Genomic DNA, 12,126 nt, shown 5'->3' with positions numbered 1-12,126 from the left:
GGAGCCTTTAGGCTCCGGAACTCAACTACAGGAAAACGCGTGATTATGTCGAACGCGAACCCATATGCTCTGCTTTTCGAACCGGTCCAGATCGGGCCCGTCACAGCCAGAAACCGCTTTTATCAGGTGCCGCATTGCACCGGGATGGGGCATCTCAGGCCGCGGGCGGACGCTGCCGTTCGGGGAATGAAAGCAGAAGGTGGCTGGGCCGTGGTGTCCAATCAGGAGACCGAGATTCACCCGACCTCGGACTTGTCCCCGTTCCCCGAAGGGCGATTGTGGGACGCACGCGATGTGCCTGCGCTGCGGCTGATGACAGATGCAGTGCATTCACATGGCGCGTTGGCGGCCATACAGCTGGTTCATAACGGCAACCACGCGCAAAACCTGCTGACCCGCGCTCCGGTTCTTGCACCGTCCGAGATGTCTGTGGATACGACGCAACCAAAGCATGCGCAGGCTATGGACAAGGCTGATATTAGGGAACTTCGCCGCTGGCACCGCGACGCGGCCCTGCGCGCGAAAGAGGCCGGGTTTGACATCGTTTATGTCTATGCCGGGCACAACATGACATTGGCGCAACATTTCATGCTAGCCCATATGAACCAGCGCAGCGATGAATATGGGGGGTCGCTTGAAAACCGTGTGCGGCTGACCCGTGAGTTGCTGGAAGACACCCACGATGCCATAGGCGACAGCTGTGCCGTTGCGTTCCGCTTTGCCATTGACGAGATGATGGGCGCCGACGGTATGCAGGCAGCAGAAGAAGGCCGCGCGGTTGTTGAGCTATTGGCCGATCTTCCCGACCTGTGGGACGTGAATGTCGCGGATTGGTCCAATGACAGCGCAACGACCCGTTTCCAGCCCGAAGATGGCTATCAGAACGCGTTTCTGTCCCACGTCAAACAGATCACCCGAAAACCTGTTGTTGGCGTGGGCCGACTGACGTCCCCGGACATGATGCTGTCGATGGTCAAAAAGGGAATTGTCGACCTCATCGGTGCCGCGCGGCCATCCATTGCGGACCCTTTCATTCCAAAAAAGATCGAGGAAGGCAGGATCGACGAAATCCGCGAATGCATCGGCTGCAATATCTGCGTGTCGTCGGACAATCTGGGTATTCCGATCCGTTGCACGCAAAACCCAACGATGGGCGAGGAATGGCGCCGTGGCTGGCACCCCGAGATCATCGCGCCGAAAAAAAGCGAGGCCGAAGTGCTGGTCATCGGCGGCGGACCTGCGGGGTTGGAATGCACGATGCAATTGGCACGGCGCGGGTATCAGGTGACTCTGGCCGAGGCCTCGGCCGAATTTGGTGGACGGGTAGGTATGGAAAGCAGACTTCCCGGCCTCGCCGCCTGGTCGCGCGTGGTTGACTATCGCCTGAACGATCTGAAACAGCGGGCCAATGTTCAGTTATTCACGGACAGCAAGCTCGAAGCCGGACAAGTCGCCGAGCTTGGCATCGAGCATGTCTTTGTTGCAACCGGCAGCCATTGGCGTGCCGATGGAGTGGGTCGCAATACGCAGCGCCGCCTGCCTAGGGTCACGCCGGATGCCAAGGTGTTGACGCCTGATGACATCATGAAAGGCGTTCTGCCCCCGGACGGCCCGGTGATGATCTATGATGATGATCACATCTATCTGGCTGGGGTGATTGCCGAGAAATTGGCGACTGCCGGATATCAGGTCATTTTTGCCACGCCTGAGAGTTTGGTTTCGGCCTACGCCGTTCACACATTGGAACAGTCCCGCATCCAGGCCCGCATGATCGAACTGGCGGTCGATATCCGCTGCAATCAGGTGCTTACGGCGGTTCAGAGCGACGCGGTGCGGATAGGCTGTGCCTTTACCGACCGCGAAACTGAAATCCCGTGCGCCTCAACGGTTCTGGTGACCGAGCGCCAGCGTGAAACCGCCCTTTTCGACAGCCTGAAGGGAGCCGGTTTGAAAACCCTTGACCTCATTGGTGATGCCGCGTCGCCGGGGCTGATCGCAGACGCGGTTTTTGCAGGCCATCGCGCCGCCCGCGATTTCGAACGCCCAAAGGCCGATGCAGACAAAGACTGGTTTCGCCGTGAGATTATTGATTTGGCAGAGGATGCAACATGAACAGCACCAATGAAGCACCCCGTTCACGTCGTCGCGGGGGCGGGGGGCGCGCAGCGCGTCTGAAGGTACAACAGACGACCACGGGTAACGAAGCCGTACGCGGGGGTCTGAGCGGCGGACGCTATAGACCGCTGACTCAGACCGATATGGAGAACATCCATCATGCGGCCTTGACCGTCCTGGAACAAACCGGAATTACCGACCATTTCCCGGAGTTGCTTGAGCTGGTGCTTCCTAAAGGTGCAGTGCTGAGTGACCTCAACCGGCTGTGCTTCCCACGCGCCCTGATGGAGGACATTCTGGCAGGCGCCGCCAAGGAGTTTTACGTCTATGCCCGAGGGGAGCGCGAAGGTAAGGACGACATGCATTGCACGGCAGAAAGCGTCTATTTCGCCAATTCCGGCACCGCCGTGACAACATTCGATTCCAAAACCAAAACCTATCGTCCGTCGGTTCTGCGTGATGTTTATGATTTCACCCGCCTGGTCGACCGTTTGGAAAACATACACATGCTGGGCGACACGGTTCTGGCGACGGATGTGACCGATGACTTCACCCATGACATGAACACCATTTATGCCATGCTTGCGGGCAGCCAAAAACCCGCCTGCCTGACGTTCCGCGACCGCAGCCACATTCCACATGCCATTCGCATGTTTGATCTGGCTCAAGGGGGCGAGGGGGCTTTCCTGAATAAGCCAAGCGTCATATTCGGCGGCTGCCCCATTGTTTCCCCCTTACGGATCGGCAAGGAAAATATGGAGATCCTGATTGATACCGCCAAACTTGGCCTGACTGTCGATCTGGCCGTGCCACCTCAAGCCGGGGCCACGGCACCTGCGACGCTTGCGGGAACGCTGGTTCAGACCGTGGCCGAAACACTTGCCTGCGTTGCCATCGTCAACCTGATCACGCCGGGTTGCCCCATCTGCTTTGCGGCCTGGCCCTTCATTACGGACTTGCGCAGCGGGTCTTTTACTGGCGGCAGCGGCGAACAGGCGCTGATCGGTGCCGCAGCAATTCAGATGGGCAACTTTTACGGCCTTCCTACCTCGGTGGGTGCAGGTATGACCGATGCAAAAATACCTGATGCGCAATACGGGTTGGAAAAGGCGCTGACCTTTACCCTTGCGGCGCATGCTGGTGCCAATCGCCTGTGCGAGTTTGGTGGCATGGTCGGTAGCCTGATGGGATGCAGCTTTGAAAGCATGGTCATCGATGACGAAGCGGGCGGCATGATCCTGCGATCGTTGCGTGGGATAGAGGTTACTGATGAAACCATGGCGGTGGATGTGATTCACCAATGCGCCATAGATCCGGGTCATTTCCTCGGCAATCCGCACACGCTGAGCTATATGAACAGCGAATTTGTCTACCCACAGCTGATGGACCGCGAGCGTACGGACACTTGGGAGAATGAGGGGAAAACGGATCTGTTGGACCGCGCCCGCAACAAGGCGAATTCCATCCTCGACAGCCATTTTCCTAATTATTTTGGTGCTTTGGACGCTCGGGTGCGCGAAGAATTCCCTATTGTACTAAGCGCGGAAAGCATGGCCCGCCATGGATAACTCCAACGCCAAGCAATGGGACAACGACCACTTCCTGCACCCGTGGGAAGGGATGGAGGCTTTGGGTGAAAACGACCGCACCTTTATCGAAGGCGCCAGCGGCATCCATCTGATAAACGAAAAGGGTGCTCGCCTGATCGACGGTCCGGGGGGAATGTGGTGCACCCAGATTGGGTATGGGCGCACGGAAATGGCCGAAGCAATGGCCGAGCAAGCCCGGAACCTTGCCTATTTCTCACCCTTCAACAACACCAACTCGACTGCGGCACAGTTCGCCCGCGAAATCGCCAAACGTGCGCCCGGCGATCTGAATAATGTCTTCTTTACAACCGGCGGTTCCACTGCGGTTGATACAGCCATCCGGTTTGTCCATTTCCGCAACAACCTTATGGGTCGGCCAGAGAAAAAGAAAATCATTTCAAGGCAAAAAGCCTATCACGGAAGCACTTATCTGGCAGCCAGCGTCAGTGGAAAAGAACGTGACAGGCTTTGGCTCGACAAGGCCGACGACCTGGCGCATTTCCTGCCGGACGTGAACCCGCTTTACCGCGCGCCCGGTCAAAGCGATGAAAGCTTTCTGAACGAGAAAGCTGCCGATCTCGAAAACGCCATTGTGGCACTTGGCCCGGAAAATGTTGCCGCTTTTATCGCTGAACCGGTTTTGGCCTCGGGCGGTGTCATCGTGCCACCAATCGGATATCACGCACGCTGCCTGAACATCTGCAGGAAGTATGATGTCCTGTATATATCAGACGAGGTTGTCACGGCTTTCGGCCGATTGGGTCATTGGTTCGCCTCCGAGGCTGTCTTTGGCATTCAGCCCGACATAATCACCTGCGCCAAGGGGATGACATCCGGGTATGCGCCGATGGGGGCCGCGATTATCTCAGATCGGCTGATAGCGGATGTTGCGGGAAAAGATGCCACCTTTTCGAATGGCTACACCTATTCGGGCCATCCGGTCAGCGCGGCTGCCGGGTTGAAAAACATCGAGATTTTCGAGCGGGAAAAGATACTCGAACACGTTCAAAAAGTCGGCCCGGTTTTTCAGGATCAATTACAGCAGTTGCGTCAGATTGACATTGTGGCCGATGCCCGTGGGATGGGATTGATGGGGTGTGTTCAGTGCTCAGTCGATGGCGATCCCCAGAGCGAGCTTGGGCGCGACTATGAGATTGGCAGTCGTATCGATATGGAATGCCAGAAACGCGGTCTGCTTGTACGACCCGTGATCAACATGTGTGTTCTTTCACCGCCCCTCATCATTACAAAAAGCGAAATCGAGCATATGTTTGCTATTCTGCGACAAGGGCTAGAAGCGACATCCGAGTGGCTCGGCAGGATCAGTGGCCGGTGACTGTTGCAGGCTGTCGCTGCGAAAACCTGGAGATCGGCTACCGTAGCGGCATTTAGATCTTAAGGATTGCCAAGTTCGTTTTCGTCAAGGAGTTGGCGTATTTGCACTGCCCGAGCGACTATGGCATCTACACGTTGGTTCCAGAGATGGAGTGTTTCGGATCATCAGTGTAGCCGTTTGATTCTGTCGTGCACGGCCATTACAGGACCGATTGTTTACGTCCAGAGAGATCCCAAACAAGGCCAGTAAAGGAATGACGAATTCGTAGCGCGTCAAGACAGTGACTACAGTTTCAACCTCGGGACAGCGTAATCAAAAGGATTCCCAATGCGATCAGGCTTGCCCAGCCGATACGGTGCAGAAAACGGGATTCCTTCAATATGATCGCCGCGAGGGTCACTGAAACCGGGATCGATGCTTGCCGTACCGCGCTGACTGTGGCGGCTTCGGCCCCAAGCTGGAACGCGGTCAGGATGAATAGGTAAGACAGATAGGACGCAATCCCGGCAAAAGCGATCCGCACCGGTGCCTGCGCCCAGCCACGCACGACCCCCAGAAACGGGGCTGACAAGTGGCGATCTTCCCAGGCTCTGATGCCAGCAAGCAGCGGTGTCACCAGAATATAGGTGAAAAACAGGAAAGGTGCCGGATTGGTCAGCTTCATCGCTTGGGCATCGCTTAGCGAATAAGCGGCAGATCCCAGCATCGCCATACTTGCCAGCGCGAATGCTTTGTGATCATGCAGCAGTCCGCCAGGCGACTTCTGAATCATCAGGCTGCCTAGCAGGACCAATGCGATCCCCAGCAGGGTGAACCACGAGTAATGCTGATCAAGGGCCAGCCAGCTGAAGGCGACAATGGCAATCGGCGACGAACGGATAATCGGATAATAAACCGACAGGTTCCCACGTCTCAGGGCCGACAATGTGCCGTAGTAGTAGAAGGTCAACCCAAGGGCTGAGATTGCGACAAAGGGCCAGGTCTCAAGTGGCAGGCTCAATTCCTGACCCATAACCAGCGTATGAACCGCCGCCAGGATCACCCAGGTCAGAGACACTCCGACATAGCACGACACCGGATGCGCAACCCCTTTCAGCGTAAGGTCGCGCAATGGGTGGGTTGCCGCCGAAACCAGAACCAATGCGATCCAATAGGCTTCCATACCTCAGGTCTGATGCAATGGGTTACGTTGCAGGAAAGTGTTGAAATGCACCGTCAGCTGATCCTCGGCGATCTGTACGACACCGTAAGCCGGAGGTTCGTCGCAGAACTCGCCATCGACACTGGCCGCATTCAACGGAATCTGATGGTTGAGACTGGGCAGGCTGGTAAATGGAATGCCGCGCCAGTTCACATAGGTCATGCGGTGCACATGGCCGTAAAACACATGCCGAATGTTGCGCCCGTGTTTGAGGGCGTCAGCAAAGGCGTCCGCCTCGACCAGCCTGATCTCGTCCACAAGGGGAATGCCAAGGTCAAAGGGCGGGTGGTGCAGGAACACATAGGTTGGCTTGTCCTCGGCTTGGGTCAGTTGCTGCCTGAGCCAGTCCAGCCGGGCAGGGCAAAGCTGCCCTTCATGCACATCGCGCCCGTCTTTGGTTGAATCGAGAAACAAGAAAACCCCCTCATCCGTTTCGAACCGATGCTGGACAAACCCGTTGGCATCCTTTGGATGATCCGGGAAGATCGATTGGAAAACAGTTCTGTCGTCGTGATTTCCAATCAGCAGAAAAGAGCGGAGCGGAAATGCGGCCAGTTTCGCCTTGAGCGCCCGATAGGCCTCTTCCTCGGCAAATTCAGCCAAATCGCCAGAGATGACACAGAACGCCGCATCGGAATGGCACCGAACGATATCGTCCAAACAGGCGTCCAGCCGCTGGGATGGAAAGCCGCCGTTTAGCGGGCCGGAGTCGCGGACGAGGTGTATGTCAGTGATGTGAATGAATTTCATCAGCCCTTTTCCCCGAGTATTGCAAGAAATAAGGTATCGACGAAGTTTGCCGATCACACGGATTTAGTAAGAAATTCACTGGGTTCACTCGCTCATACGCGACAAGGTTTGCAGTCGTACACGACAGAGTTCGCGAAACTTCCCCCAAATGATGTGAAGCCGTAGTCCAGATAATCCGGCCGTATCGCTGTCGCGGGTACGCAAGTCTGAAACGGGCGCGGTACCGTGCCTAAACGAACATGTGGAACCCGGGCAGTTTTGCTTAGCAGAGAAAATGGAGAACCAATGTCGCGCACGCCGAGGAGGTAGATACGCTTAGGTTTGCCCTCTGTATGCCGCCGTTTCACACAGCGCAGCCAGTGTCATCACACCGCCTGGCCTGGCTGGGTTGCCGACTTGCGTCCACAGCGGCAGCCTCGCTGGCAAGTAGGCTTCCAATCTCTGCACCCAGCTGCAGCTTAGAGACCTGGCCAAAGTGATGTGCCGCAATCCGGCCTGACTGATCCAATAGAACAAGGCTGGGCGTGCCGCGCATTCCGTATGCCGCCATGGTTTCCGGCAAAGGCCCGGTGCCCTGTTTGTCGACCGCCACAGGAAACCTGATACGGTATTCGTGAAGAAAGGCTTTCAGTGATACCGGCGTCATTGCGTCGTGATGTTCGAAAACGGTGTGCAACCCGATTACGGCGACGTGTTCGTTGGAAAAATGCTCCCGCACAGCTTGTGCCAGAGGGATGCCATGGATGACGCAGCCTGGGCATAGCATCTGGAAAGCCTCAATGACGACAACCTTACCCTGGAAATCCGAAAGCATTAAGTTCTTGTCAGTGTTGAACCATTCACTGACCTGCAGTTCAGGCGCTTGCATATTGATCTCTCCTGTTCAGAGGTCGGCCGCCTGCCTGAGACGACCGGCTGACATCGTTATTGAAGCTTGCCCGGTAGGCTCAGGTCGCCCGAGGCAATGTCGAAAACATCCGTGACGCACAAAAGCGGAGCGTGAATGTTGGCGTTTACCCGCAGAGCAGAGGTTACGCCATCATAAGCGATGCCTTCCAACTGAACGTCGTTGGAAAATCCGGCTTTGACTTGAATTTCCGGACCATCGAACAGCGGAGTGAACCCTGGGCTGTCCAGGAAGATTGGGAATCCAGGCCAGGTTGCAGGAAGCTTTGGCGTCGTCCCTTCAGGGATATCGCGCACTGCAAGGGCGCCCGGGCCGCAAGTTTCGGTCGGGGCGAGAACAACCCAGTGGCTGTGCCATTCGATACCGTCGTTGGCTGGGTCGCCATCGCCGTTTTCATCAAACAGCGGGGTGTCGTCAAAATCCGGGTGGCTGGTTGCAGCCATTGCCAAGATGCCGGCGCCGCCTTCGAAACCTACTGCAGACGTATCCAGGGATGTAGGCCACACATAGGACCAGACGTCTGACCCTCCTACTGCCCCGGTTCCTGCCGGCACCGATGCCCCGGCAGTACCATTGGTGGTCATGTGGAACGTAATGGTATTGCCGTTGCGATGCGCATGCGCTGCAAGGATGTCAAAGTCGGCCACCTTGGCGACATCAGCGGGAGAGACAACAGCCCCCTCCTGATGTATCGCGTGATCGCCTTCTGCGACGGCGGACGAAGCTCCGATCACAACTGCAGCAAGTGATTTCCAGGTGAGTGTCATTTCTTATCTCCGGTAAAGTGATATCGACTCGCTACCAAACGGAGAAACATATTGCAACTTTAATTTCGACTCGCTACTTGTTGGGCATGAGAACCGCCCACAGTATTCGTATCCTTATCAACCGTCTTGCCCGGATAGATTCCGCTGCGGGCTGGACGGGCGACCTGAACCCGACACAAAGGGCGGCGCTGGAGTACCTTTCCGAGGCGAATCAGTTTTCCCGTTCACCGTCACATGTCGCTGAGTACCTTGGGACAACCCGCGGAACGATGTCCCAGACACTGAAAGCGCTTGTGCGCAAGGGATACGCTGCCGAGCACCGACAAAAATCTGACCAGCGGTCGATCTCGTACGAACTGTCCAAGGCGGGCGCCTCTGTTTTGACAGAGGCCAATCCGATTGCTGACGCCATCGGCAATCTGCCCTCCAGCGTTCAGGTGTCTCTCAAGGATGGTCTGCTTCAGAGCTTGATGTTGGCATTGGCAGCGAACGGTGGTCACTCGTTCGGGAAATGCATGACCTGCGCCTATCATAAGAAAGGTCAGAAAAATGGCTTCTGCAGCTTGCTGGAAGTGAGCCTCGAGCGTGGCGAAGAAGAAAAGATATGTATTGAACACAAAGAGGCCTGAATGACCCTTCCTGAACTATCGACAGTAATAGGTGGCATTTTCCTGGGTTGTGTCACGAACCGCTGGGAGGCAAAGCCGCCCTCTGCCATTCAGAAGGATCGGGTGTCTGGCCGTCAGGTCATTTCGCTTACTGGATTTTCAGATGATGCACAGGCGGACCTGACCGTGCATGGCGGTGCAGAAAAAGCCATTCACCATTATGCGCAGGATCACTATGCGGATTGGCAGAGAGAAGGGCAGCTGCCCCCCGGCGCAGAGCCCGCAGCATTTGGTGAAAACATCTCAACAACCGGTTTGACCGAGGAAAATCTGTGCATTGGCGACATCCTGAGGCTGGGCACGGCAATCGTTCAAATCAGCCAGGGCCGTCAGCCCTGCTGGAAACTGGGACTGCACACCGGAAATGAAAGGATGCCCTACCTGTTTCAGAAAACGGGTCGCACTGGGTGGTACTACCGTGTTCTGGAAACCGGCGAGGTCGAAGCAGGAGATCGAATAACGTTGATTGAAAGGCGCAATCCGGACTGGAGCGTGCAGCACGTGACCCGCGCCCGACTGACACGACGAGTTTCCCGCAAGGATGCCGAAGCCCTCGCAAATCTGACGGACCTCGCCCCTGGCTGGCGGCAAGCCTTTGCGCGCATGGCGATGGGCGACGTAAAAGAAGATACGCGCGCGAGATTGGGGAGCATGTCGAACACATCGCCTTAAGGCCCCACTGCGAGACTTCAGCATGTTTGTTGGAAGACATGGGCAGGTCGCCAGCGCGGTGCACATCGGCACGTCAAGGGGCTATATGAATTTCTGGCGGTTGATCAGCCAGGAAGTTTCCAGTGAACGTTCCGCTTTCGCAGTTAGGATATCAGTTCCGGTTGTCGGAAGGAGGGTCCGCATGCGGCGGACCACGTCTTTTGCGCGCCATCTCAGAGATGGCAATCAAAGTTCCTTTGCCCTTCATCGGGCGGTCGCTATCTCCGAGATGAGCGCGCGGAGCCATTGGTGGCGAGGTGACGCTGCCTGGCGCATGTGCCAGATCTGCGCAATTCTATCGGGTGGCAGGTCGACGGGTGGGCTGCAATGAGCAAAGCCGGCAAAGATATTGTCCTTTAACCGCGCAGGCATAGTCGCAATAGTATTGGTCCCGCGAATAAGAGAGGCGATTGCCGAGAAACCGGGCAGCGTCACTGAGATGCGGCGATGCCTTTCCAGGTGGCTGAGCGCCAAATCGATAGCGGTAAGTTCGTGTTGCCCGGGCATCATGACCGCGTGGGGCAACGCGCAATAAGCCGCGATTGTATCAGGAGCAGTCACGTGGTCAGGGTCGAAATAGCAAAGATCATTGTCGGTCAGGATCAGTTTCTGCATCAAGTCGGCTTCGGTTCCGGTAAGCTCGGGCGCCAGCACCAGATCGACCTGCCCGTTGCGTAGTAGTTCGGCCCAGTCTTGTTGCGACTGCGCGCGCCAAATGCGCAGTTGTACCTTCGGTGCGCGGTGTCGCAACGCGTGAAATAAGGGTTTCAGCACGATTTCGGTCTCATAATCATTGGCGGCGATCACAAACTGGCCGCTGTCATCACGAGGCTCGTATTGCGCGGGTTCTGTAAATGCGTCCACTGCCTCCAGAATATGTTGCGCTTGTGCAAACAACTGGGCTGCGCGCGGCGTAGGAGAGATACCGCGCCCCATAGGGACAAACAGCTCATCTTTCACAATTCCGCGTAGCCGGTTCAATCCATGGCTGACAGTGGATTGTGTGACCTCCAGACGTCTGGCCGCCGCCGTGATCGAACCTGTGTCATAGACCGCGGCAAACATGCGTATCAAACGGACGCCGAGTTCCTTGTTATCGTTTTTCTTCATGAGTTGTATGGTTATTCTTTCTGTTATTTTCATCAATGAAAATCTCTATCTGGTCGCCACATGCAACCGAAAAGGTAAACCCATGCCGTTTAGAAGATCCGTCCTCTTTGCTGCAACCGCTGTGGTTATGGCGCTTTCCACTCCGCTCCATGCTGATAAGCTAAGCATTGACGCACAAACCCAGGCCTCGATCAAACTGGCCGAAGGGTTCTATCGGGATGTTTTGGTTTACCGGAACCTCAACAATTTCGGGAAGTACATCGGCGATACCTATGTTCAGCATGCCACCGCATATGGCGACGGGCCGGTTGAGTTGATCAAGGCCGTTGCCAGTGAACTGACTGCCGATCCTGATGTGCAGGTGGATCTCTACCGTGTGCTTGCCGAGGGTTCCTATGTTGCAATCCATTCTGTCTGGACCGGCAGTAACGGGGACCAGTACGTCTATGTTGATGTCTGGCGCGCCGAGGACGGAAAACTGGTCGAACACTGGGACCACTACCAGCAGGTCCCCGAAAGCGCGGCGAATGAAAACACCATGTTTCAGGGACCAAACGCAGATGTTTATTCCGATCAGAATATCGAGCAGAACCGTGAACGTGCTATCGCCGTTCTGAAAAGCTTTGAAAACCCAAGTGATCTATCAGCGGTCGAAGCGTATATCTCCTCCGAGAACTATATACAGCACAACCCGAGCGTGCCGGATGGGCGCGATGCTCTGGCAGAATACTTGACCGGACTAGCTGCTGATAACGTGCGCCTAAAAACAGAAATTGCCAAGACTATTGCGATGGGCGACATGGTGCTGGTTCATTCGAAGCAGACCAACCTCGACATTGAGGGCGATCTGGGCATCGGATTTTTCGATATCTTCCGCTTTGATGACAATGGTTTCATCGTAGAGCATTGGGACATCGAAGAAGCGCAGACCGGAGAATCTGCAAACACCAACGGCGTGTTCGAGTATTGAGG

General features: G+C 56.0%; 11 protein-coding genes. 6 read left to right on the top strand and 5 right to left on the bottom strand.

The genetic code is table 11. The features are described 5' to 3' along the window. Positions 1 to 45: 45 nt before the first annotated feature. The 3 genes from ACR0AD_RS14150 to ACR0AD_RS14140 are packed head-to-tail and all read left to right on the top strand — an operon-like array spanning position 46 to position 5,040. Positions 46 to 2,112, top strand: a complete 2,067-nt coding sequence (locus ACR0AD_RS14150) for an FAD-dependent oxidoreductase (RefSeq protein WP_480487990.1) — start codon at positions 46 to 48, stop codon at positions 2,110 to 2,112. Further along, on the top strand, positions 2,109 to 3,683 hold the full coding sequence (locus tag ACR0AD_RS14145; protein ID WP_480487992.1) for a trimethylamine methyltransferase family protein: 1,575 nt from the start codon (positions 2,109 to 2,111) through the stop codon (positions 3,681 to 3,683). Before ACR0AD_RS14150 ends, ACR0AD_RS14145 begins: the two co-directional genes overlap by 4 nt. Then, positions 3,676 to 5,040, top strand: a complete 1,365-nt coding sequence (locus tag ACR0AD_RS14140; protein ID WP_480487994.1) for an aminotransferase — start codon at positions 3,676 to 3,678, stop codon at positions 5,038 to 5,040. The genes ACR0AD_RS14145 and ACR0AD_RS14140 overlap by 8 nt, the downstream gene beginning before the upstream one ends. Positions 5,041 to 5,332: 292 nt before the next feature. Here ACR0AD_RS14140 and ACR0AD_RS14135 read toward each other — a convergent pair whose 3' ends face one another. From ACR0AD_RS14135 to ACR0AD_RS14120, 4 genes are all read right to left on the bottom strand, one after another. After that, complete coding sequence (locus ACR0AD_RS14135; protein WP_480487995.1) at positions 5,333 to 6,202, bottom strand: EamA family transporter; 870 nt, start codon at positions 6,200 to 6,202, stop codon at positions 5,333 to 5,335. A 3-nt stretch (positions 6,203 to 6,205) separates the two neighbouring features. Next, entirely contained in the window at positions 6,206 to 6,991 is a 786-nt protein-coding gene (locus tag ACR0AD_RS14130) for a phosphodiesterase (RefSeq protein ID WP_480487997.1), read from the bottom strand. Between the two features lie 343 nt (positions 6,992 to 7,334). Next, positions 7,335 to 7,859, bottom strand: coding sequence for a redoxin domain-containing protein (locus ACR0AD_RS14125; protein ID WP_480483497.1), 525 nt, complete (start codon positions 7,857 to 7,859; stop codon positions 7,335 to 7,337). 56 nt (positions 7,860 to 7,915) lie between these two features. Then, on the bottom strand, positions 7,916 to 8,665 hold the full coding sequence (locus ACR0AD_RS14120) for a hypothetical protein (protein ID WP_480483495.1): 750 nt from the start codon (positions 8,663 to 8,665) through the stop codon (positions 7,916 to 7,918). Between ACR0AD_RS14120 and ACR0AD_RS14115 the strand changes: the two genes are divergently transcribed. Beyond that, positions 8,659 to 9,294, top strand: coding sequence for a MarR family winged helix-turn-helix transcriptional regulator (locus ACR0AD_RS14115; RefSeq protein ID WP_480483493.1), 636 nt, complete (start codon positions 8,659 to 8,661; stop codon positions 9,292 to 9,294). The two genes, ACR0AD_RS14120 and ACR0AD_RS14115, sit on opposite strands and share 7 nt — an antisense overlap. Next, positions 9,295 to 10,005, top strand: coding sequence for an MOSC domain-containing protein (locus tag ACR0AD_RS14110; protein WP_480483491.1), 711 nt, complete (start codon positions 9,295 to 9,297; stop codon positions 10,003 to 10,005). It abuts the gene before it with no gap. Positions 10,006 to 10,248: 243 nt separating this feature from the next. Here the strand turns inward: ACR0AD_RS14110 and ACR0AD_RS14105 are convergent, their stop codons facing one another. Further along, positions 10,249 to 11,154, bottom strand: coding sequence for a LysR family transcriptional regulator (locus ACR0AD_RS14105; RefSeq protein WP_480483489.1), 906 nt, complete (start codon positions 11,152 to 11,154; stop codon positions 10,249 to 10,251). On the opposite strand from ACR0AD_RS14105, the gene ACR0AD_RS14100 reads away from it, so the two are divergent. Continuing rightward, entirely contained in the window at positions 11,135 to 12,124 is a 990-nt protein-coding gene (locus tag ACR0AD_RS14100) for a nuclear transport factor 2 family protein (RefSeq protein ID WP_480483487.1), read from the top strand. The genes ACR0AD_RS14105 and ACR0AD_RS14100 overlap by 20 nt on opposite strands. The last annotated feature ends 2 nt before the right edge of the window (positions 12,125 to 12,126 follow it).

This window comes from Ruegeria sp. BH8 (assembly GCF_056538065.1).
This window is presented reverse-complemented; position numbering and strand designations above follow the sequence as displayed.